The 21,603-nt window shown below is 63.3% G+C and carries 21 protein-coding genes; 14 read left to right on the top strand and 7 right to left on the bottom strand.

Translation table 11 applies throughout. The features are described from left to right. Positions 1–124: 124 nt before the first annotated feature. A complete protein-coding gene (locus tag FGL95_RS21295; RefSeq protein WP_169590476.1) occupies positions 125–748 on the top strand; it encodes a TetR/AcrR family transcriptional regulator in 624 nt (207 codons plus the stop codon). Between the two features lie 694 nt (positions 749–1,442). Here FGL95_RS21295 and FGL95_RS21290 read toward each other — a convergent pair. Next, the gene (locus FGL95_RS21290) at positions 1,443–2,354 is read right to left on the bottom strand and encodes an alpha/beta hydrolase (RefSeq protein WP_169590475.1); all 912 of its coding nucleotides are present in this window, start codon (positions 2,352–2,354) and stop codon (positions 1,443–1,445) included. A 104-nt stretch (positions 2,355–2,458) separates the two neighbouring features. Between FGL95_RS21290 and FGL95_RS21285 the strand changes: the two genes are divergently transcribed. From FGL95_RS21285 to FGL95_RS21275, 3 genes are all read left to right on the top strand, one after another. Next, a complete protein-coding gene (locus FGL95_RS21285) occupies positions 2,459–3,004 on the top strand; it encodes a TetR/AcrR family transcriptional regulator (RefSeq protein ID WP_169590473.1) in 546 nt (181 codons plus the stop codon). A 482-nt stretch (positions 3,005–3,486) separates the two neighbouring features. Then, a complete protein-coding gene (locus FGL95_RS21280) occupies positions 3,487–3,960 on the top strand; it encodes a nitroreductase family deazaflavin-dependent oxidoreductase (protein WP_169590471.1) in 474 nt (157 codons plus the stop codon). An 81-nt stretch (positions 3,961–4,041) separates the two neighbouring features. Then, entirely contained in the window at positions 4,042–5,067 is a 1,026-nt protein-coding gene (locus FGL95_RS21275; protein ID WP_338079954.1) for a YncE family protein, read from the top strand. A gap of 50 nt (positions 5,068–5,117) precedes the next feature. On the opposite strand, the gene FGL95_RS21270 is transcribed toward FGL95_RS21275, so the two are convergent. The 3 genes from FGL95_RS21270 to FGL95_RS21260 all read right to left on the bottom strand — a co-directional run bounded on the left by FGL95_RS21270 (position 5,118) and on the right by FGL95_RS21260 (position 7,187). Continuing rightward, the gene (locus FGL95_RS21270; RefSeq protein WP_206072137.1) at positions 5,118–5,831 is read right to left on the bottom strand and encodes a VIT1/CCC1 transporter family protein; all 714 of its coding nucleotides are present in this window, start codon (positions 5,829–5,831) and stop codon (positions 5,118–5,120) included. A gap of 134 nt (positions 5,832–5,965) precedes the next feature. Beyond that, entirely contained in the window at positions 5,966–6,310 is a 345-nt protein-coding gene (locus FGL95_RS21265) for a sporulation protein (RefSeq protein WP_169590470.1), read from the bottom strand. Positions 6,311–6,899: 589 nt separating this feature from the next. After that, positions 6,900–7,187 carry a Dabb family protein gene (locus tag FGL95_RS21260; RefSeq protein WP_169590468.1) on the bottom strand — a complete coding sequence of 96 codons (288 nt, stop codon included), beginning with the start codon at positions 7,185–7,187 and terminating at the stop codon, positions 6,900–6,902. Between the two features lie 663 nt (positions 7,188–7,850). Between FGL95_RS21260 and FGL95_RS21255 the strand changes: the two genes are divergently transcribed. From FGL95_RS21255 to FGL95_RS21210, 10 genes are all read left to right on the top strand, one after another. After that, positions 7,851–8,825, top strand: a complete 975-nt coding sequence (locus tag FGL95_RS21255; protein ID WP_169590467.1) for an LLM class flavin-dependent oxidoreductase — start codon at positions 7,851–7,853, stop codon at positions 8,823–8,825. A gap of 25 nt (positions 8,826–8,850) precedes the next feature. Then, positions 8,851–9,624, top strand: coding sequence for an enoyl-CoA hydratase-related protein (locus FGL95_RS21250; protein WP_169590465.1), 774 nt, complete (start codon positions 8,851–8,853; stop codon positions 9,622–9,624). A gap of 8 nt (positions 9,625–9,632) precedes the next feature. Next, positions 9,633–10,802, top strand: coding sequence for an acyl-CoA dehydrogenase family protein (locus tag FGL95_RS21245; RefSeq protein WP_169590464.1), 1,170 nt, complete (start codon positions 9,633–9,635; stop codon positions 10,800–10,802). Further along, entirely contained in the window at positions 10,795–11,955 is a 1,161-nt protein-coding gene (locus tag FGL95_RS32995; RefSeq protein ID WP_169590462.1) for an acyl-CoA dehydrogenase family protein, read from the top strand. Before FGL95_RS21245 ends, FGL95_RS32995 begins: the two co-directional genes overlap by 8 nt. Further along, complete coding sequence (locus FGL95_RS21235) at positions 11,952–13,574, top strand: AMP-binding protein (RefSeq protein ID WP_338079953.1); 1,623 nt, start codon at positions 11,952–11,954, stop codon at positions 13,572–13,574. The genes FGL95_RS32995 and FGL95_RS21235 overlap by 4 nt, the downstream gene beginning before the upstream one ends. Beyond that, on the top strand, positions 13,571–14,443 hold the full coding sequence (locus tag FGL95_RS21230) for an SMP-30/gluconolactonase/LRE family protein (RefSeq protein WP_169590461.1): 873 nt from the start codon (positions 13,571–13,573) through the stop codon (positions 14,441–14,443). The genes FGL95_RS21235 and FGL95_RS21230 overlap by 4 nt, the downstream gene beginning before the upstream one ends. A gap of 100 nt (positions 14,444–14,543) precedes the next feature. Next, complete coding sequence (locus FGL95_RS21225; RefSeq protein WP_169590459.1) at positions 14,544–15,740, top strand: TetR/AcrR family transcriptional regulator; 1,197 nt, start codon at positions 14,544–14,546, stop codon at positions 15,738–15,740. Positions 15,741–15,944: 204 nt separating this feature from the next. Then, the gene (gene fgd / locus FGL95_RS21220; RefSeq protein ID WP_169590583.1) at positions 15,945–17,000 is read left to right on the top strand and encodes a glucose-6-phosphate dehydrogenase (coenzyme-F420); all 1,056 of its coding nucleotides are present in this window, start codon (positions 15,945–15,947) and stop codon (positions 16,998–17,000) included. A gap of 29 nt (positions 17,001–17,029) precedes the next feature. After that, positions 17,030–17,668, top strand: a complete 639-nt coding sequence (gene cofC / locus FGL95_RS21215; protein WP_169590458.1) for a 2-phospho-L-lactate guanylyltransferase — start codon at positions 17,030–17,032, stop codon at positions 17,666–17,668. Continuing rightward, the gene (locus FGL95_RS21210) at positions 17,662–20,190 is read left to right on the top strand and encodes a bifunctional FO biosynthesis protein CofGH (protein ID WP_169590456.1); all 2,529 of its coding nucleotides are present in this window, start codon (positions 17,662–17,664) and stop codon (positions 20,188–20,190) included. The genes cofC and FGL95_RS21210 overlap by 7 nt, the downstream gene beginning before the upstream one ends. 27 nt (positions 20,191–20,217) lie before the next feature. On the opposite strand, the gene FGL95_RS21205 is transcribed toward FGL95_RS21210, so the two are convergent. From FGL95_RS21205 to FGL95_RS21195, 3 genes are all read right to left on the bottom strand, one after another. Then, a complete protein-coding gene (locus tag FGL95_RS21205) occupies positions 20,218–20,481 on the bottom strand; it encodes a hypothetical protein (RefSeq protein WP_169590454.1) in 264 nt (87 codons plus the stop codon). 216 nt (positions 20,482–20,697) lie between these two features. Beyond that, positions 20,698–21,084, bottom strand: a complete 387-nt coding sequence (locus tag FGL95_RS21200) for a hypothetical protein (protein WP_169590453.1) — start codon at positions 21,082–21,084, stop codon at positions 20,698–20,700. 44 nt (positions 21,085–21,128) lie between these two features. Further along, positions 21,129–21,548, bottom strand: coding sequence for an Hsp20/alpha crystallin family protein (locus FGL95_RS21195; protein ID WP_169590451.1), 420 nt, complete (start codon positions 21,546–21,548; stop codon positions 21,129–21,131). Positions 21,549–21,603: the final 55 nt, after the last annotated feature.

Below are 21,603 nucleotides of genomic sequence, written 5' to 3'. Positions count from 1 at the left end.
GCCTCCCGCTGCCATTCGCCTGCTTCCGAATCGTAGTGGGTTCTATGATTAAAGGAAAGAGGGTTCTATGAAACGGGTGGAGCAAGTATCGGTGCACGTCACGGGTGCCACTAACATTGGCGAAATGACCGACGTGGAGATGGTGGTAGGCAGACGCGCCAACAAGCGTGGCTTGGCCACTCGCGAGAGCATGCTCGACGCCGCCATTCGATCGCTCGCGTCCGGGGACCCGGGTGCGGTCTCGGGAAATCGCATAGCCAAGGAGATTGGCGCCACGTGGGGGACAGTCAAATACCAGTTCGGCGACATCGACGGATTGTGGGCCGCAGTGCTACGCCACACCGCCGAGCGTCGCGGAGACCTTCCCGCGAATGTGCCCAGCACCGCCTCGTTGCGTGAGCGGGTGACAGCGATCATCGACAATATGTACGACGGACTCGCCGGAACCGATTCGCGTGCCATCGAAACGCTACGAGCCGCAATGCCACGCGATCGGGACGAGTTCGAGCGGCTGTATCCGCTCACTGCAGCGGAATTCGCGTCGTGGCGAGATGCGTGGCTCGACACCTGTCGCCGCGCGTTCGCAGGGCTGGACGTGGATCCCGAACGCCTCGCGGAGGTCGCCGCATTCATCCCGGGTGCGATGCGAGGAATTGCGTCGGAGAAGCAACTCGGCACCTACACCGATCTCGACCTAGCTCGACGAGGAATCACCAATGCAATAGTTGCGCTCCTCGGCATGTCGTGAAATTGTCAGCCCTTCCTTGCAACGAGGTTGGCAGCGTGCGATCCACAGGTTCTCGCGCCGTTGAACTCGATTCACAGGATGGCGGTCGTTTTCGCTGATGACGGCGACGTGCTTGTCCTCGATGCAGGGGCCGCTGGTCCTAGTGGCTCGGTGGATCGGTTCGAGGTGCTTGTTGGGCTTCGTAGTGGGAACGCATCGGGTCCGAAGGCGCACTTTGCTGCCTGACGAGTCACTCGAACAGCGTCGCACCCGCCGCGCGTAGATCGTCGGGCTGAGCCTCGCTGTAACCGAGGTTTTGCGCAGACCCTTCAGCTGAATTCGACGTAGCCCGGCCCGCCTGCACAGCCGATGGAATTCGTCGAACCACCATTTGGGACGAATCGGAGTGTCGTCCTCGCGCACGGCAACGAATCGGTCGTCGGACCAGGGCACGCCGATCGTCAGCGCCTCGGCCTTCTGCCGCGATGATGGCCAGCGCGGCCGTAAAGGACTGCATCCTGCTTCACGGCAATTATGGCTACGCGCAAGAACTTCCGTTCGACCGCTGACAAGATAGGGGGCCAATCGTTCGGCCGCAGCATCGTAGTAGGGTTAGCGAGGTCGCGCTGGACCCGTGAAGACTGGCCGGGCCCGGTTTCGTCGACAGCTCCCGAGCCTCGTCGTATCCCTTTGGCCATCTCGTCTGCGTTGGGCGTCAGGGCTGGGTGATCGGAACGTGAACCGCGAGGAAGTCGAGCTGCCCGGCGACGACGCTGTCGAAGTACGGCTCGAGGTAGGGCTCGAAGTGCGCGCAGTCGTAGGTGAGGACCTCGCCCTTGGGGATCTGCCGGGCAGCCTTCAGAGCGACGTCGAACGGGGTGACGCTGTCGCGCATGGCGATCTGGACCAACGTGGGCGCGGTGATCTTGCGGGCGCTGCGGCCGGGTGAGTAGAACGGCACACGCAGCGCGATCCGGGCAGCCACGTCGTTCTCCGCGAGCAGTTCCTCGCGACGGTCCCCGGCCAGGCGTTCGGCCATCGGCGCCGCGTCGGGCGAGGTCATCATGGCGACGTCGCCCGGGTAGCCGACCGCGGCGACCCGATAGGGCTGGAGTCCGGCGATCGCACCGATCTGGTCCCGCACCCCCGCCGCGATCAACCGCGCGACCAGACCCGGTGACTGGGTGAACGTCGACGCCAGGCCGCTGATGTGCGGCACCTGCGCAATGACGGCGGCGACGTCGTGGTCCTCTGCGGCCAGGTGCAATGCGTGACCGCCGCCGAACGACGAACCCCACAGCACTACCCGGCTCGTGTCGACGTTCTCGATGCTGCGGGCGTAGGCAACACCGGCGCGCCAGTCGAGATGCTGAGCGCCGATGTCGAGTACGCGCCGAGGCTCACCCGCGCTGTCGCCCCATCCTCGATAGTCGAATACGAGCACGGCGTAGCCGGCGTCAGCGAACCGGGCGGCATACGCGTCCAGGCGAAGTGCCCGGATCGCCGCGAAACCGTGCGCCATGGCGATGATCGGCGGGTTCTGCGCGCCGGTCGGGCGGTACAGCCACGCCGCGCAAGCTGTGCCGTGCGAGTCGAACGTGACGTCTTGGCGGGTGTAGCCGCTCATCTTCCAGATCCCTTCATTGCGTTCTTGAATGTCGATCAAGAACTCGATGGGATTACCGTACGTTCTTCTTGATCATTAATCAAGAGGTCGGGTAGGGTGAACTCATGCCGGCGAACAAGCCTCAACAAGACCGTGCGGAGAAGCGCGCGGAACTCCTCAGCGAAGCCCGCCGACTCTTCATCGAGGATGGTTACGAGTCGACGTCGATGGCCGCCCTTGCGAAGGCGGCGGGGGTGGCGGGGAACACGATCTACTGGTATTTCACCGACAAGGATGACGTCCTGGTTGCCGTCCTGAACGCCGTCGTCGCCGACGCGCTCGCCGACTACGAGCAGGTGTCGACTGCGCCGATAGCCGAGCAGCTGTTGTGGATCGTCGATACGCTTCAGCAGATGCGAACGCTCGTGAGCACCGTGCACTCCCGAGCGACGCGGTCACCAGCCGTTGACGCGTGGCACAACGGGTTTCACCTGATGACCGAAACATTGTTCCGCACCACACTCGAGCAGGCCGGTCTGAGCGGCACCGACATAGAAGCCGAAATCAAGATCGGCGTGTTCACCATCGAAGGCCTTCTCGCCCACGGCCTCGACGCCGCCTCGACGCGAGCCATTTGCCAACGCCTAGCCCAGCTTTGGACCCCCACGTGAAATCGCCGAACCCACGTACATGCCGCGATGAGCGCGATGCACCCGCATAATGTTGGACGGCCGCACTTCCAGCATCCAGACCAGCTGGGTGAAACTGGGCACGACGGGCACGCAGATGATGCTGCACGCGATCGCCGCCGACATCAGAACCCGCACATCAACGCACCACGGACTACGCCACCTGCAAGCAGAACTCGCAGCTGCGACCTTGCCCGGAACACAACGCCGGCCCACTTATGGGCTGGAAGTGCTTACAACGGCTGCCACTGAACGGCATTCGGTACCGTTTCTGAACACATTTCGGCGACGAAGGCACGTTAGTGCCATCGTCGCCCGTCGAGTACTACCGCTCGGACGCGCTGATACGTCTCGTGCAGCGCTCGAGTTCGAGAGGGCCCCTTCGTCTGGAGCCTTTGGGCCCTTGGGGTGCGGGCGCGGCGCCGCCGACAATATGTGCGACTGTCCGAGTCAGGAGAATGACTATGCAGTGCTACGACGAGTATCTGCGTTGGCTCTATCGCGGTGGCCGCCCGAATCTGTGGGCGCGCGTTCAAAATCGCGCGACCGCGGAGCTGTTCGCGAGGGGGATCCTTCCACACCGTGTCGCCGCACTCGGCATTCACGGCCGCCGCAGCGGGCGGCTGATCTGGTTTCCCGTCGCGTTGACCGAGTTCGAGGGCCACAGTTACGTCGTGTCGATGCTGGGTCGCGATGCCAACTGGGTTCGCAATTTGAACGCGGCCGATGGCCAGGCGATCCTGCGACACGGACGGCGAGAAAGCGTGCGCCTGGTCGATGCCGATCCTGCGTTGAGCGGTCCCATCTTGCGGCAGTTCCTGCGGGGCGCACCAGGCGCACGCCCACACGTTCCGATCAGCCTCGACGCTTCTCCCGCCGAGTACGAGCGCGTCGCCGCGAACTATCCGATCTATCGGGTCGATCCCGCCGTGCGCTGAGTGCGTATACGTCGCTGATCGGACATGCCAGTGCCTCGCCCTCCACAAATCGTCCAACGAAACCGTCGTTACATTCCTGGAGTGACGAGTGTGCGTATGCGGTGGCTGGGTTCCGCTCTGGCGGTGGTCGCGACCACGCTGAGCGCGGGATGCTCGCCAACCACGCACACGCCCGACGCGGGCGGACTACCGATCAGTGCAGTGGGTGAGATCGAGTTGAGCGGTGGGCCGGTTCGGTTCGACTACGCCAGCATCGATCCATCCCGTGGCCTGATGTTCCTCGCTCACATGGGCGCCGGCCAGCTCGTGGAGGTCGATCTGCACGCTGGTGCGGTGCTCCGCACGATCGGCGATCTGCCGGATGTGCACGGCGTGATCGTGGTGCCCGATCGACACCGCGTCTACGCTACGGCGACCGGGCAAAACCAGGTCGTGGCCTTCGACGAGGACACAGGCGCGCGGTTGTTCGCCGCGTCGACTGGCACCTATCCCGACGGCCTGGCGTACGACCCTGTTCACGACACGGTGTGGACCACCAACGAACGAGGGGGAACCGAAACAGTCGTCGACGCCGACACTGGAACCGTTCGGGGCACCGTCGATCTCGGGGGCGAGGTCGGCAACGTCGTCTACGATCTGGCGACCGCGACGATGATTGTGGCCGTGCAAGGGCGCGACGAACTCGCGGTGATCGACCCGGTCAGCCTGACAGTCACCCGCCGGATCCCCACTCCGGAGTGCGAGGGCCCGCACGGGCAGGCGCTCGATAACGTGGCGCAGGTGATGTTCGTCGGCTGCGAACATAACGCCACGATGGTCAGCGTCGACCTGAAGGCGGGAACCGTCACCGGTCATCAGGCCGTCGGCGAAACGCCCGATGTACTCGTCTACGACGCGGAACTGCATCGGATCTACCTGGCCGCCGAAAGCGGCTGGGTGAGCGTTTTCGACCACCACGAGGGGCGCACCACCGTGCTCGGCTCGATGATGCTCGCCGACGGAGCCCACACCCTGGCACTGGACCCACTCACCCACCACACCTATTTCCCTCTCCCGCACGGCCCCGGCGATCGGCCGGTCCTGCTGGAATACGTGCCGTCGGACTGAAATCCTCAGGGCGTCCCGAAACACGTCGCCGTGCAGACCGACCGGCCGGGTCAGATACCCGCGACGTGGACGAGTTGACCTACCAGCGCTGTGACCGCCATGGCGAGGCTGCCACCGATGACGACTCGCAGTGCCGGGCGCAGCGTGCTCGTTCCGGCGACCCGCGCTCCGAGAACGCCGGCGACGGCAAGTCCCAGCACGGTGACGATCACGATGAGTCCCAGCCGGGTGGCACTGGTCGGTGCGATCAGACCCAGCAGCGGTAGCAGTCCACCGATGAAAAAGCTTGCGGCCGAGGCCATCGCCGCTTGCGCTGGGCGGGCGGCGGTGATTTCGTTGTGCCCGAGCTCGTCTCGTAAGTGGGCGGCGAGCGGATCGTTGTCGTGCAGCGCGGCGGCAACCTGCGCGGCCAGTTCCGCGGGTAGGCCGCGGTCGCGGTAGATGCCTTCCAGCTCTTCGAGTTCGGCGTCGGAGTCGGTGGCCAGTTCGTGTTCTTCCTTGGCACGGTCGCCGCGTTCGACGTCGACTTGTGAACTGACTGAAACGTATTCGCCCGCGGCCATCGCCATCGATCCGGCCGCGAGTCCGGCCAGCCCCGCGGTGAGGACCGCGCCCGCTCCCGCACCGCTGGCCGCGACGCCGACCATGAGGCTCGCAGTCGACACCAGTCCGTCGTTGGCGCCCAGAATCGCTGCCCGCAGCCAGCCCGCGTGCGCACCGCGGTGCCGTTCGGCGTGTGGGTTCACCATCTCCAGTAAAGCCATGACGCACGTCCTTCGGATTGCTGTTCGGTCGAGCCGAGCGGGAGTACGGGAAGGGCTAATGGCGCCGAACGCACGACGACGACGGCACGTCGAGAATTGGGACGACTGTCGGAAACTGTTGCACTGCAGAATATTTAGTTTGCAGCGCGAGTCGATTCAGCTCGGGCGATCCGCCCTCCGACAATCAGCGCCACCACCGCAACAACACCGACCACAGCGATCAGACGGTTGACGTCGACGGCTGGTTGCCACCGCACTCGGTCTCCTTTGACAATGAACGCTCCGGCCGGCTTTCCGTGCAGCCCAAGGCCAGCACCCTCGCCTTGACCCTTCTCGTCATGGCCGTTCCCGAACCCACCGCCACCCGACACCGATGCGGCTGCGATGACGGTGACTGCATCCTTCTCGATCGGCTCCGCATAGACGATGCTCGACTTCAGAATGTCTCCGGCGGCGGTCTTCAGATCGTCGATCTTCATTTGCGCTCCCTCTTCGACTCGTTCCTGTCCCGTCGATGATCGCGTGATCGGGCGTCGGACCCACAGGGCCAGAGGTCCTCGCCGCAATGGCAAGAAGGCTGCTCGGCCTCGAAGCCCGCCAGCACAAAGGACTCGTCTGGAACGATTCCGAGAGACGATCTCACGGAGGCATCGAACCGCATCGATACACCGGAGACCGTGTACAGAGCGGACAGTCAGCGCCGTCAGGGCGAGTGGTTCCGAGCTCAGTCAGGCTGACGCGGCCGAGATACCCGCGGTTCAACGTTCGCGTACGCGGTTTGTGGCGTCTTTCGGTCTGGTTCCACCAGCGGTCTGCATACGTCGACAGTGTCAATGTCTTTCTCGGCGCTTCGGTTTGAAGCTGATGCGTCCACGTACCGAGTTCGATGCGAGGACGTTCGGCGGCGAGCCAGCCGATCGCGTCGTCCATCGCGTGAAACGTGCGGGATGCAAGCAGTGTCTTCGTCGACTTCGTCGACTTCGTCGACTTCGTCGACTTCGTCGACTTGAACCCAATTCCACCGCGAGCTCGGCGAGGCCTGCTGCTCGTTCGGCCCGTGCCGCCGGCCTACGAGTCGAATAGAAATTGGACACTGTGCATTGTGTCGACGTGGTCGCGCGGCACTGCGAGATGTGCCGGGTGTTTGAGATAGGTGTCGAAGTCGTCAGGGTTCTCGAACTCTGTGACGACCGCGTAGTCGGCGTTCGTAGCGCGTTCACCAAGGTCGCGACCGTACCGAGTGCGGATGGGGAAATCGAAGTGGCTCGGCAGCGCAGCGAGTGCAGCGCGCATCTCCTCGATCTCGATGTCGCTCGCCGACTCCTTGAACTTGAGCGTGAGGCAATGGATCAGCACCGCGGCCCCCGTGTGGTGGCGTCGAGGAGATAGGTGTCGAGCTTCTGACGGGTCACCGAGAGTCCTTTCGATGCGTGGCTGCCGGGATAGGCACCAGTCCGAATCGCAGAAGCGATGACCGCAACCGCGTTGCTGCAAGTCCATCAACGCTAACGCAATTTACGGATGAATCTGAATCGTTGCTGCCTACCAAGGGTGCATAGCAGGGGCCATTTTGTCAACGAGTGATCACGCTTGTCGGCATTGGTGGCTGCCCGCGGCGCCAGGTGGATCAACTTGTGGTGAACCCAGGGCGATCCCGGCCCGCATCCTCTCCGCGCCACGGCGGCGTCGGCTTAAGTCACTCGGCGCGAGAGTTAGCAGCAATGGACACTATCGTGCATTTTGCAATGTTGGCGGCGTGGTTCGCGCCCACTCGGCACGATTTCGACACTTCGTCGATGTTCAAATAGTGTTACAGCATAAGCATATTGGCTGAAATAGTCGGATTACGGCCGCTTCACGGGAGTGCATCTTCGGGCAGGCAGGCCGGGCAGTACTCGCGGCGAGTGGGCATATGAAAGTTATTGTCTATTGACAAGTGCTGGACGCGCTGTCCACACTGAGTGACGTACGACACCGAGTTCGTGGGCTCGCGTCCACTACGACTGAGAGAGACTCGACATGAAGCTGGGATGCTCATTCGCAACGTCGCTGGAGACTCCGGAGCACATCCGCATCGCTGAGAAACTCGGTTACGAGCGAGCGCTTTGCTACGACTCTCCGGCGCTCTACCCGGACGTTTGGATGGAACTGATCCAGGCGGCGGACCTCACCGACCGAATCGTGCTCGGGACGGGGGTTTTGATTCCGAGCCTGCGGCATCCGATGGTGACGGCGTCGGCGATCACGACGCTCGTCAAGGCCGTGGGCGTGGAGCGCGTTCTTGTAGGAATCGGGAGTGGTTTCACCGGGCGCCTAGCCATGGGGCAGCCCCCAGTGCGATGGGCGACGGTCAAGCACTACGCGCGCACTGTTCAAGCACTTTTGCGTGGTGAGCAGGTCGAATGGGAGGGGGCAATCATGCAGCTGATACACCCCGACGAGCGCTTCGGCCCAACTCTTCCGATCACCGTGCCCTGGGGTGTGGCCGGCGAGGGTCCGAAGGGCACCCAGGTCGCCCGGGAGCTTGGTGCCGAACTTCTCCGGATCACCGCCCCTGAACCAGGTTTCGATCGTCAAATGATGATGGTTATCGGCACGGTGCTCGATGACGGCGAGGACCCCGGGTCCGAAAGGGCAATCGACGCGGCCGGCCACGGCGCCGGTCTGTTTCTGCACTGGGCCGTCGAGCACGACGTGATCGACGAGTTGCTTGGTGAAGGTGGCAGGGCTTGGGCCGCTGCGTACGACCACATTCCTGAGAACATCCGTCACATTGCGATGCACGATCGCCACGTAGTCGGCGTCAACGACGTCGACCGACCCTTCATCAACGGTGCGGTGATGGTGGGCGCTGGGCTCTCACTCACTGCACAACAGTGGCGGGACAAGCTCGCCCAGCTCGAAGAGGGCGGGTGCGATTTCGTGCACTTCCAACCCGCCGGCGCGGATATCCCACGCGAGCTCGAGGCATTCGCCACAGCGTTCCACGGCTGACCAACCAAAAGGGGTTCAAACGACAATGAAAGACCTCATGTTCATCGAGTGGAGCGAGGAAGGTCCCGTCGCCACCGTGTGGCTGAACCGGCCGCCGCTCAACGCGACCGACCAAAGATTTTACAGCGAAATCCGCGAATTCTTCAGCCACGCAGTCGAATACCTCCCACGAGCCCGGGTCGTGGTGCTCGCCGCGAAGGGCAAGCACTTCTGCGCGGGCAATGACCTCGCTGACTTCCAAACCTTGAATCCGGACAATGCGCCAGAACGGCTGAAGCTGGCTCGTGAAGCGTTCTGGGCGATTTACGACTCACCGTTCCCCGTTATCGCAGCGGTCCACGGTGCCGCGGTGGGGTCCGGACTCGCGATCGCGGCATCGTGCGACCTCGTCATCGCGGCCGAGGGGGCACGGTTTGCCACACCCGAGGTCAACGTCGGGGTGCTCGGCGGCGCAAAACACCTCTCACGGCTCGCGCCGCAAGGAGTGGTGCGTTTGATGCACTACACCGGTGACCAATATCCCGCCGAAAAGCTGCTGCCGTACGGCGGGATCGTGGAAATCGTCCCAGAGGAGAAGTTGCTCGAATCCGCTCTGGCGCTGGCTCGCTCGATCGCCCGGCACAGCCCCGTGACCCTCGAACTCGCCAAACGCAGCCTCAACGGCATCGAGTACATGGACCTCAAACCGGGTTATGAATTCGAGCAGGCGCTAACCCGTGAATTGTCCGCCTACGACGACTCCAAAGAGGCGGTCAACGCTTTTCTCGAACGGCGCGCACCGATTTACACAGGGCGATGAACGCGACAATGACGAGCGAATCACTCGACACGTACCGGATGCGGGCGAGGGCATGGCTTGCCGACACCGAACTTCCCGACGTGCCACTCGATCTCACCGCACGATTCGCGGTCCTACGACAGTGGCAGAAGACTCTCTTCGAGGCCGGCTGGGTCGGCATCGCCTGGTCGAAAGAGGCAGGGGGACAAGGGCTTACCCACCTGCATCAGCTGGTGTTCATCGAGGAACTCGTCCGAGCCAGAGCGGCCGCTCCGATCGGACTCATCGGACTCGAAGTCGTTGGGCCTTCGATCGACAGGTACGGAAGTGACTGGCAGCGAACTGAGCTGTTACCGCGGCTGCTGTCTGGCGACGACATCTGGTGCCAAGGCTTCTCCGAACCGGACGCGGGATCAGACCTGGCCTCACTGCGTACCCGGGCAGTGGTCGGAGGTGACGAGTTCGTCGTGTCCGGACAGAAGATCTGGACCAGCTGGGCGCACGAGGCGCAATGGTGCGCCCTGCTCGTCCGCACGGACACGTCCGTGCGCAAACAGGCCGGCATCAGCTATCTCCTGGTCGACATGACAAGTCCCGGCATCACCACAAATCAGGTCGAACAAATGACCGGCGACAAGGAATTTTGCGAAGTCTTCTTCGACGAAGTTCGAGTACCGCACCGAAACTTGCTCGGCGACTTGAACGAAGGATGGCTCATCGCAACACACACCCTCGGTAGCGAACGCGCGGGAGCTACGCTGCGGCGCCGAGTCGAACTAGAAGTGGCGCTGGACGACGCGGTCGGCCAACTCAGAGAACATCGCAACGGCAACACCACCGGCAATTCAGAACTGGACCGGCGTACCCGCGCCGCCATCGGTCGCGCACACATCGCACTGCAAGTGCTGAACGCTCAGACACGCCAGACCACTGCCAGACTGGTCGCGGCCGCAGGGCCAACGCCTGTGGATTCAGTTGACAAGCTGCTGCTCAACGAGGTTGAGCAGACTGTATTTTCCGAGATCTCCGACCTTCTTGGACCGCTGCGCGCGCTGTCGAACTCCCAACCGCACGGCCTGCAGTGCGAACGCTGGGCCCATGAGCATCTCTACTCACGCGCGGCATCCATCTACGGCGGCACCTCACAAATACAACGCAACATCATCGCCGAACGACTCCTAGGACTTCCCCGTGGCTGACGACAACCAGAGCACCGCGGAGTTCGCCACCGCAGTCGACGAATACCTCACTCGTTCCTACGACGGAGACCGGCGTCGCAAGATCCTCGAGACCGGTGGTTGGGACCCTGGATTTGCAACTGAACTGGCCGATCTCGGGTGGTACGCGCTTGCAGTGCCCGAGATTTATGGGGGGCTCGGGGCACCCCTTTCCGAACTCGGCACAGTGTTCGCCCAGTTCGGTCGGCACCTGGCGACGGGCCCGCTGCTGGAGAACGTCCTGCTCCCCGCCCTGTTGCTGAGACTCGACGGCTCGGAGTTGTCACCTCCAATTGCCGCAGCTGTCGAGACCGGGATTCCGCTGGCGCTCGTCGACGCCGGCGTCACTGCCGACTGGAGCGCCGACCTCGGATCGGTGACGCTGCATGATCACACCCTTGCCGGCACCGTTAACGCTGTCCGCTTCGCAGGACAGGCGAGCCTGTTGGTCGTTGTGGCAGAAGCAACGCCGGGGCTAGCAGTGTGTTTGGTCGACGCGGCAGCGGCCGGAGTGCACATCGAAGAAGTAGACAGCGCCGACCCCGCGACCGAGTTTGCTCGTGTCACTTTCAATGAGGTCCACGCCGAAGCGGCGGCATTCGGGCCCGCGGCCGAGGCACTCGTCACCCGCATCCGCTCATGGGCCCGGCTCCTCATCGCCTGTGAGCTCAGCGGCGTCGCACACCGCAGTCTCGAGCGCACCATCGAGTACCTGAGCCAACGCAGGCAGTTCGACCGACCGATCGGAAGCTTCCAAGCGGTCAAACACATCGCTGCCGATATGCACACACGCTGGGCTGGTTTGCACAACCTATGCGTGGCATCTCTCGACAATGCCGACCACGCATCCGCAGCCGACTTGGACATCTTGGCGGCGACCGCGAAAGCGCACGCCGCCCTGACGGCAATCCTTATCTGCGAGGACGCCATCCAGCTGCACGGCGGAATGGGATTCACCACCGAAAGTGACGTGAGCTGGTACTACAAGCGTGCGCTGGCTCTGCGGAGCTGGTACGGCGACGACACCGAGCTGCAGTTGAAGGTCGGTACGGCTCTCCTGCACATCGCCCCGGCAACCACAACCACCGACTCCGGACGCGACGACGCACCGGCGCAAGTTGGGGGCCGAAAGTGAAGGCAACGAGGCTCGACGACGCGAGAATGCGCCACCACATCGATGAAGGGCTTTGGGCAGGAAATCTGGTCGACGACTACCTGACCGCCCACGCCACCACATCGCCCGAGCACGTCGCCGTCATCGACCGAGGACGATCCTGGACTTACCGCAATCTGGATCAGAACGTGAACCGGCTCGCCTCTGCGCTGAGCGCACGCGGGGTCGGGCACGGCGATGTGGTCTCGTGGATGCTGCCGAACTGGGTCGAGGCGATCGTGGTTCACCTGGCATCGCTACGGATCGGTGCGGTCAGCAACCCGATCATCCCGATCTACCGCTCCAAGGAGACCGCGTTCATTCTGCGGCAGGCAGTGTCGAAAGTGGTTGTGGTCCCACAGAAATTTCGGGGCTTCGACTATCCGGCGATGATTGATGAGATTTGGCCGGATGTCCGCGACCTGGAGATCGTCGTCGTGGTCGGCGCCCGGGCCGACAACAATCACGTGCGGTTCGACGACCTGATCAACGAGGGCCGAGCCCAAGACATCGCGCGGGGTCCTCGTGACGCGAACGACATCGCGTTGTTGCTGTATACCTCGGGCACCACATCAGTACCGAAAGGTGTGTTGCACAGCCATAACACGCTCGATTACGAAAACCGCAGCGTTATCGACTTCTTCGGACTCTCCACGTCGGACGTCGTATTCATGCCGTCTCCAGTCGGGCACATCATCGGAGTCCTCTACGGGATACAGCTTCCCTTCATGCTGGGCAGTACCGTCGTGCTTCTCGACATCTGGAGGCCCGAGCGGGCGCTGGCACTGATCCAGCAGCACGCGTGCAGCTTCGTCGTGGCCGCGACACCGTTCCTTTACGGAATTCTCCACGAGCCGACGCTGTCCGATTACGACATCAGCTCGCTACGAGTCTTCGCCTGCGGTGGCGCCGACGTGCCTCCGGAGCTGATCAAGGCCGCTACTTCGACGCTGCACTGCATGGTCAGCCGAGGATACGGATCCACCGAATACCCGACCGCCACCGGCAGCAACGAATCGGATGCGCTGACCAAACGAGCACACACCGATGGGAGAGCCCTCGGCAACGCTGATTTGCGCCTTGGACCAGATGGTGAGCTCCAAGTCCGTGGGCCGGAGCTGTTTCTGGGGTATCTCGATGCCGCCCTCAACGACGACGCGTTCAGCGCCGACGGCTGGTTTCGGACCGGCGACCTAGCGCGCATCGACGCCGACGGCTTCGTCGAGATCGTTGGCCGGAAGAAAGACATCATCATCCGTGGCGGTGAGAACATCAGCGCCAAGGAGATCGAGGACCACTTGTTCGAGCACCCGAAGATCTCAGACATCGCGGTCGTCTCATCCCCGGACCCGGTGCTTGTCGAACGGGTCTGCGCAGTCGTCGTCCCTGAACCGGGGGAGAGCATCACGCTCTCCGAGATCGTCGTGTGGCTGACTGGCCGGCAGATCGCGCGCCAGAAGCTTCCGGAACGCCTCATCTTGCTCGACGCCCTTCCACGCAACCCAAGCGGCAAAGTCCAAAAATTCACACTCCGCGCGCTGGCGCGTGAGAACACACAGTCCGGCTATCAGCTCACCGCAACCTCAAGGAGCGAACAATGAAAACGCACACCCTGACCGAGTTCGCATCGGGTCACCAGTTCCTCGAAGGCTTGCGCTGGCACGACGGCGCACTCTGGGCCAGTGATTTCTTCAGTAAGAAGGTCATGACGTTCGCAGCGGATGGAACGGCCACCACTATCACCGAAATTCCTGGCGCCCCTTCCGGTTTGGGGTTCTTGCCCGATGGTTCGACACTCGTCGTTTCCCAAGCCGACGCGACAATCCAACGCGTCGCCGACGACGGGTCGGTGAGCACGTTTGCCGACTTCAGCAGCATCGCCGGAGGACCGGGCAACGACATGCTCGTTACTGCAGACGGGCACATCTACGCGGGCAACTTCGGTTTCGCCGTCGGGTCGGAGGACCCCAAGCCCACGGCGCTGGCGCACATCGATCCGCAAGGCACCGTCAATACCGTCGTCGGCGATGTGCTCTTTCCCAACGGTATGGCTGTCACGCCCGAGGGGGTTCTGCTGGTCGCCGAGACCTTCCGGCACCGGGTCACTGCCTACGACATCGCCGCAGACGGATCGCTGTCGAATCAGCGGGCCTGGGCCCAACTTGAGGATTCGTTCAACCCTGACGGCATCGCCCTCGACCGTGACGGTGGTGTGTGGTTCGGCAACGCTCTGACTACTGGCGACGACAGTGGCTTCTACCGTGTTATGGAGGGCGGCGAGATCACCGACAAGGTACCGGTTTCGGGCGCCCAGGCGGTCGCGTGCGCGTTCGGCGGCGAGGATCTCGGCACGCTTTACATGAGTTGCAACGACACCACGCTTGAAGACTTCCTCCAAGGACGCTCGAAAGCTGTGATCGCCGTCGCAGAGGTCGGACGCGAGGGGGCACCCGGTGCGTCCGGCGCCTGAATTACTTGGCAGCAAGCGTGAGAACGGTGCGAGTCCAGCCCCGTTCTTGACGTCCGAACTGGCAACTAAGATACCGGCAGGCGGAGAGGAGACTACTGAAATGGACGCCGCCGCCGCGGAATCCCGGGCCCCCAAGGCCCGCCCTCGACACCGACGAGCTGAAATCGCCGAGAACGCCAGCGAGCTATTCAGCGCGCGCGGCTTCCACGCCGTGCGCATGGAGGACATCGCCGAGGCGAGCAATATCACGGCCCGGGCCCTCTACCGCCATTACCAGAACAAGCAGGCCCTGCTGTCGCATGTCGTGCTGCAGGACCAGCAACGGCTTATGGAGACCTTCGCCGACCTGGCGAAGCAGTCATCCGAGCCGCGCGGTCTCGACGCATCCCTGACTGCTTTCACCGAGGCAGCACTCGACAGCCGTCGATTGTCCCTGCTCTGGCAACGCGAGGCCCGACACCTCGATCCCGACAACTATCGATTGGTCCGCAGACAAGCCCGATCGATGGCCAAACAAGTCGAAGCACTCGTCGTGAACTCCGAGCGAGATGACTTCGACGACGCCGTCGCCGACATCAGAAGCTGGGCCGTTGTCAGCATCATGACTGGTACCGGACTCTACGAGAGCACACTCTCACGTCAACGCCTCGCCCAGGATCTGATCGCAGCGGGCAAGCGGGTCATCAACGCGCCAGTCGCTGAAGGGATGTCGGTCGGCGCTGAAGTCGACAGGACATCGAGCTCACGGCGTGAACAACTGATCTACGCCGCGGCCAGCGCATTCCGCAACAAAGGGTTCGCCGGGGTCAGCATCGACGATATCGGCGGTCAGCTCGGCATCGTCGGCCCCGCGCTCTATCGGTATTTCGACAACAAAGCTGAGATCTTGGTCGCCACCATGAATCGACTCGACGAATGGCTGGCGCTGGAAATGTCGCGAGCTATGCGCCTTCCGTGCCCCGACGAGGCCGTGATCGTCCAACTCGTCCACGGGTACATACGGATAGCACTCGAGGCGACCGATCTGCTGGCTGTTTCACTCACCGAACGGCTCTACCTCCCCGGTCCGGTCGTCGAGCGCTTCGATCGCGTTCAAGCCGACTACATTTCGGAGTGGCAACGCTGGATGTCGGTTGCCCGCCCCGAACTGCCCGACACACGTGCCTCGACGCTGGTCCGGGCAGCCAAGACGATCATCGACGATTGCGTGCGGATTCCACATCTGCGGCAATACAAGCAGTTCCCGGCGGAACTCACGTGCGCAGCGCTCGCGACACTTGGTCTAGACAGCTTGTGAGGGTCGCTCGGCTGTTCTAAATCTGTTGCTTAGAAACGTCTTTCGCGCGAATAGTCGCGCCCGGCCTCGATGAGGCGGGTGTTCGACCCGCATCGTCGTGCGCGAACACCAACCATCAACGACGAAAAGCATTACGGCAGAACGGATTGTGTCGTGGACTCTTGCAAGTACGACCGAATGCAGCCGGCGCACCCCGCTCTGCCTATGCGCGCGCTGAAGCTGGGCTACAAGGCCTCGGCCGAGCAGTTCGGACCCCGCGAGTTGGTCGAATTGGGCGTGTTGGCCGAAGTACACGGTATGGAATCGGCGACAGTCTCCGATCACTTTCAGCCGTGGCGCCACAAGGGCGGGCACGCGCCGTTCTCGATCTCGTGGATGACTGCGGTCGGCGAGCGCACCGAGCGAATCCAGCTCGGCACATCGGTGTTGACGCCTACTTTCCGCTACAACCCAGCCGTCGTCGCGCAAGCGTTCGCCACGATGGCGTGTCTGTACCCCGACAGGATCATGCTCGGTGTCGGAACAGGTGAGGCGCTCAACGAGATCGCGACCGGGTACGTCGGTGAATGGCCAGCGTTCAAGGAACGTTTCGCACGCTTGCGTGAGGCCGTGGCTCTCATGCGCGAATTGTGGCAGGGCGAACGCGTGGATTTCCGCGGCGAGTACTACCGCACTAAGAGTGCGTCGATCTACGACGTCCCCGAGGGTGGCATCCCGATCTACATCGCCGCCGGCGGACCCGTCGTCGCACGCTATGCGGGCGAGTCGGGCGACGGCTTCATCTGTACATCCGGCAAAGGCATGGACCTCTACACAGACAAGCTGCTACCTGCAGTCGACGAAGGTGCGGAGGCCGCCGGCCAGCCGGCTGGTGACATCGATCGGATGATCGAAATCAAGATTTCCTACGAGAGGGATCCTGAACTGGCACTGAGCAATACACGGTTCTGGGCGCCGTTGTCGTTGACGCCACAACAAAAGCACACCATCGACGACCCGATCACCATGGAAGCGGCCGCGGACGCGCTGCCGATCGAACAAGTCGCGAAGCGGTGGATCGTCGGCTCCGATCCCGACGAGGTGGTCGCCGCGGTCAAGCCCTACATCGACGCCGGCTTCGACCACCTCGTCTTCCACGCGCCGGGGCGCGACCAACGCCGATTCCTCACCTTGTTCGAGAACGATCTCGCACCCCGGCTGCGCGCTCTCGAATTGCTCCCGCGGAGCGGTCAGCGTCGTCGAGGTCGAACGACGATCTAGCGATGACAGCCAGATGAGTAGGAGCGAATATGCGGTCCGTACTGCTTCCCGTCAAGCGGCTTACGCACGCCAAAACGAGGCTGGACGTCGGCGGTCTACGTTCTGCCTTTGCCATAGCCTTTGCCAAGGACACGATCGCGGCAGTCAGCCAATGCGCGGACATCGCGATGATCCTGGTCCTCACCGACGATCACATTGTGCGACAGAGCCTTTCCGTGCTGCCGGACGTGTCTGTCACGCACACACCGCGCGGGCTCAACGAAGCGCTACATACCGGCGCCGCGGCTATTCGCGCGGCGGCGCCTCGTTCGGATATCGCAGTGGTGATGGCAGACTTGCCGGCGCTGACACCCGCAGAATTCTCCACTGCGTGCTCGCGCGCCGCGGAGTTCGAATCCAGCTACGTTCCAGACCGCGACAAACTCGGCACCACGGCGCTATTCGCGTCGAGTAGCAGGCTGCATCCGGCATTCGGCCCCAATTCCCATCGGGCACACACGCAAGCAGGGCACGCCGCATTGGACGTCGACGACTGTCCCGGCCTTGTGCGCGATGTCGACCTCACGGAGCACCTCGAGGCCGTCGCGCAACTCGGCGTCGGTCGCGCAACGGCGGAGGTTCTGGCCCGGTACTTCGAAGACCTGCGAATTGGAGCTACAGCGTGCTGATCGATGTGCCCTCGACTGCCGGAATCCGTCGGGCGCTGCGGCGTGCGCGGGACGGAGCGACTCTCAACGTCGACGAAGCCGCTGTTCTGCTGCAGGCGCGGGCCGCCGATCTTGTCGACCTGTGTTCGTCGGCGGCCAGGGTGCGCGACGCCGGCCTAGAGGCTGAAGGCCGACCGAAACAGGTCACCTATTCGCGCAAGGTCTTCATCCCATTGACCAGGTTGTGCCGCGACAAATGCCACTACTGCACCTTCGTGACGGTGCCCGGCAAGCTGCGCGCCGACGGCCAAGGAATGTACCTCGATCCAGACGAAGTGCTCCAGATTGCCAGACGCGGTGCGGAACTCGGGTGCAAGGAAGCGCTGTTCACCCTCGGTGACCGGCCGGAAGGCCGGTGGCCCGAGGCTGAGAAGTGGCTCCATTCGCGTGGCTACGCGTCGACGCTGGATTACGTCCGCGCCATGTCTATTCGCGTGCTCGAGGAGACCGGCCTGCTGCCCCACCTGAACCCGGGAGTGCTGAGTTGGCAAGAGATCTCGCGGCTCAAGCCGGTCGCGCCGTCGATGGGCTTGATGCTAGAGACGACGTCGAGGCGGTTACACACCGAACAAGGGCAATGCCACTATGGAAGTCCCGACAAGGATCCCGCGGTTCGGCTCCGCACGATTACCGACGCAGGCCGGCTCAGCGTGCCGTTCACTACGGGGATACTCGTCGGCATCGGTGAGACTCTGACCGACCGAGTCGAATCGATCATGGCTATCCGCAAGTCGCACAAAGCATTCGGTCATGTGCAGGAAGTGATCATCCAGAACTTTCTGGCCAAGGGCGACACCGCAATGCGGGATGTGCCGGATGCTGGGCTGGAAGAGTTCTTGGCAACGATCGCGGTCGCCCGACTGCTGCTCGGTCCGGGCATGCGCATCCAAGCGCCACCGAATCTCGTCTCGAACGAGGAGTGCATTGCGTTGATCGGTGCGGGAGTCGACGATTGGGGCGGTGTCTCACCATTGACTCCTGATCATGTGAATCCTGAGCGACCTTGGCCGAACCTGGACACACTCGCCGACATCACTGCCGCTGCGGGTTTCGTGTTGACCGAACGCATTGCTGCACAGCCGAAATACGTGCTCGCCGGGCAGCCGTGGATCGATCCCCGGATCATCGCGCACGTCCGGGCGTTGGCGGATCCGGCGACGGGACTGGCGAAACTCGACACCAAACCCGTCGGCCTGCGTTGGCAGGAGCCCGACGAAGCATGGGAATCGGTCGGTCGGACCGACCTGCATTCGGCTATCGACACCGACGGTCGCCATACCGATACCCGCAGCGACATTTCCAATGCGTTCGGCGATTGGGAGACCGTACGGGAGCAGGTCTTGTCGCTGCAGGCGCCCGAACGCTTCGATACGGACCTGGTTGCCGCACTGCGGTCGGCCGAACGCGACCCTGGCGGCTGCTCCGACGACGAGTACCTTGCGCTCGCCACCGCCGACGGACGGGGGCTGGAAGCGGTGGTTGCGCTCGCCGACGAGCTGCGCCGGGATGTGGTGGGCGACACCGTCACCTACGTCGTAAACCGGAACATCAATTTCACCAACATTTGCTACACCGGTTGCCGCTTCTGCGCCTTCGCGCAGCGCAAGGGCGACGCCGATGCGTTCACGTTGTCGATCGACGACGTCGTCGATCGGGCGTGGGAGGCGCACGTCGAAGGCGCGACGGAGATCTGCATGCAAGGTGGTATCGATCCGGAGTTGCCGGTCACCGGCTACGCGGACCTGGTGCGCGCGGTGAAGGCGCGTGCGCCGTCGCTGCACGTGCATGCGTTCAGTCCGATGGAGATCGTCAACGGGGCTTCCCGTGGTGGCCAAAGCATTCGGGACTGGCTCCTCGAACTGCGGGCCGCGGGACTCGATACCATTCCGGGTACCGCTGCTGAGATTCTCGACGACGATGTCCGGTGGATCTTGACCAAAGGCAAATTGCCGACCGCGGCATGGGTGGAAGTGGTCACGACGGCTCACCAGGTCGGATTGCGGTCGAGTTCGACGATGATGTACGGCCACGTCGACAACCCGAAACATTGGGTCGGGCATCTGCGAGTGCTGCGTGGGATCCAAGACGAGACAGGCGGATTCACCGAGTTCGTGCCATTGCCGTTCGTGCATCAGAGTTCCCCGCTGTACCTGGCGGGGGCGGCCAGACCTGGCCCGACTATCCGCGACAATCGGGCGGTGCACGCGTTGGCCCGCATAATGTTGCACGGCCGCATTTCCAACATCCAGACCAGCTGGGTGAAATTGGGCACGACGGGCACGCAGATGATGCTGCAGGGCGGCGCCAACGACCTCGGCGGGACTCTGATGGAAGAAACGATCTCCAGGATGGCTGGTTCACGGCATGGCAGCGCGAGATCCGTTGCCGAGCTGCGCGCAATCGCCGACGGCATCGGAAGGCCCGCACATCAACGCACCACGGACTACGCCACCTGTAAGCAAAACTGGCAGCTCCCAATGTGAGCCGGTGTGGCTTCGGCCGTCGCCGTGTTACCTGCCGGTGTGGGTCATGACGTGGTGCCACCAGGCATCGAGGGGGCTTGGATCGGGCCAGACCGCGGCGACCTGGTGCGCGTCGTTGGTCGCGGTCGGTGACGTGACGTCGATGCAATCTGGATCGTCGATGTCGAAGATTCGGGTGCGGTGTGTCTGGTGGGGGTAGTCGATGTCGGGGTCGTCGCTATCGACGACCTGCGCTGCCTGCTCGGCGAGGTCGGCCTCGGCTGCAGTGGGAATCGGATCGAGAATGGTCATCGCGCGCTCCTCCCAGGTGCTCGTGCGCGGCGCCGTGCCTGATCTGCAACCGCTGGACCTGCTCGAGGGAGCGGTGCGCTGGCGCCGCTGGTTGAATGCACTGCTCTGCTCGAGGGGGTGAAGGGAAATGGGGCCGTGGCGCGACCCCGACCAGTTGGTATTGCCGTGTGGCGGTGCGCTACCGGAGCCGGACCGTGGGATGGTCGGCATGAGGGTTCAGCGCCGAGATGTGTGGGATGCGGGGTGGTGCCACGGCCTCCATGAGTGCGGTGTCGGTGTGCTGTTCTCGCCTGCCTTTCGTGTGTGTCGCGGTACGAGGTTCGGTATCTGGTTGTCGTCGGCCGGGGGTGCGCGCTGGGTTGCGCGGGTGTGGTGCCTTCTCCTGCGGCTGTACGGCTGCGACGCATCGCTCGGCGGGACGAGGCCGCGTGGGAGCGGATCGATAGCGGTGGTGATCGGCGGCGATGGGGGTGGGCACGGTCGCCGGGCGAGCGCCTCGCACAGGATCTCGTCGATGTCGTCGAACAACGCAGCGACGTCGGGATCCAGGCGCCATAACTGCTCGGCACCGGTGATCGCGCCGATACCGGACTGGCAGTTCATGCGAGTCATCGTGCTCACTCCCACGCTGGTCGAGTTGGCGCCGGTCAGGCGTCGATTGCCCGTCGGCCGTTGCGGTGTGCGATCTCGATTTTGCGGGGCTTGGCCTGCTCTGCGACCGGAATTCGTAAGCGCAGAACGCCGTCGGTGTAGTCGGCCTGAATTCGGTCGGTGTCGAGTTGCTCGCCGAGGAACAGTTGGCGGCTGAATACGCCACGCGGTCGCTCGGCGGCGATCATGTCCCGGTCGGTGTCCACGTCCGGACGTTCGGCTCGCACGGTGATCACGTTGCGCTCGATGTCGAGATCCAGCGAGTCCGGTTTCATGCCGGGCAGGTCGAATTCGACCACGAATTCGTCGCCCTCGCGCCAGGCGTCGATCGGCATGACCGTCGGTCGGGCCGAGGTGCCGAACACCTGCTGGGTCAGGCGGTCGAGATCTCGGAACGGGTCGGTACGCATCAACATCGTCGCCACCTCCAATAATTCGATCTAGTATCGATGTCACCACTTATCTGTGGTA

This window comes from Antrihabitans stalactiti (assembly GCF_012932915.1).
GTDB classification, from domain to species: domain Bacteria; phylum Actinomycetota; class Actinomycetes; order Mycobacteriales; family Mycobacteriaceae; genus Antrihabitans; species Antrihabitans stalactiti.
Note: the sequence above shows the minus strand (reverse complement) of the source record. Positions and strands in the feature narration are given on the sequence as shown.

Bases quoted from the DNA above. Each gene is read 5' to 3' on its own strand.
- FGL95_RS21195 (WP_169590451.1), bottom strand. From the start codon at position 21,548: ATGTTGATGCGTACCGACCCGTTCCGAGATCTCGACCGCCTGACCCAG.
- FGL95_RS21265 (WP_169590470.1), bottom strand. From the start codon at position 6,310: ATGAAGATCGACGATCTGAAGACCGCCGCCGGAGACATTCTGAAGTCG.
- FGL95_RS21270 (WP_206072137.1), bottom strand. From the start codon at position 5,831: ATGGCTTTACTGGAGATGGTGAACCCACACGCCGAACGGCACCGCGGT.
- FGL95_RS21230 (WP_169590461.1), top strand. From the start codon at position 13,571: ATGAAAACGCACACCCTGACCGAGTTCGCATCGGGTCACCAGTTCCTC.
- fgd (WP_169590583.1), top strand. From the start codon at position 15,945: ATGCGCGCGCTGAAGCTGGGCTACAAGGCCTCGGCCGAGCAGTTCGGA.
- FGL95_RS21245 (WP_169590464.1), top strand. From the start codon at position 9,633: ATGACGAGCGAATCACTCGACACGTACCGGATGCGGGCGAGGGCATGG.
- FGL95_RS21290 (WP_169590475.1), bottom strand. From the start codon at position 2,354: ATGAGCGGCTACACCCGCCAAGACGTCACGTTCGACTCGCACGGCACA.
- FGL95_RS21285 (WP_169590473.1), top strand. From the start codon at position 2,459: ATGCCGGCGAACAAGCCTCAACAAGACCGTGCGGAGAAGCGCGCGGAA.
- FGL95_RS21250 (WP_169590465.1), top strand. From the start codon at position 8,851: ATGAAAGACCTCATGTTCATCGAGTGGAGCGAGGAAGGTCCCGTCGCC.
- FGL95_RS21280 (WP_169590471.1), top strand. From the start codon at position 3,487: ATGCAGTGCTACGACGAGTATCTGCGTTGGCTCTATCGCGGTGGCCGC.
- FGL95_RS21255 (WP_169590467.1), top strand. From the start codon at position 7,851: ATGAAGCTGGGATGCTCATTCGCAACGTCGCTGGAGACTCCGGAGCAC.
- FGL95_RS21295 (WP_169590476.1), top strand. From the start codon at position 125: ATGACCGACGTGGAGATGGTGGTAGGCAGACGCGCCAACAAGCGTGGC.
- FGL95_RS21200 (WP_169590453.1), bottom strand. From the start codon at position 21,084: ATGAACTGCCAGTCCGGTATCGGCGCGATCACCGGTGCCGAGCAGTTA.
- FGL95_RS21225 (WP_169590459.1), top strand. From the start codon at position 14,544: ATGGACGCCGCCGCCGCGGAATCCCGGGCCCCCAAGGCCCGCCCTCGA.
- FGL95_RS21205 (WP_169590454.1), bottom strand. From the start codon at position 20,481: ATGACCATTCTCGATCCGATTCCCACTGCAGCCGAGGCCGACCTCGCC.
- cofC (WP_169590458.1), top strand. From the start codon at position 17,030: ATGCGGTCCGTACTGCTTCCCGTCAAGCGGCTTACGCACGCCAAAACG.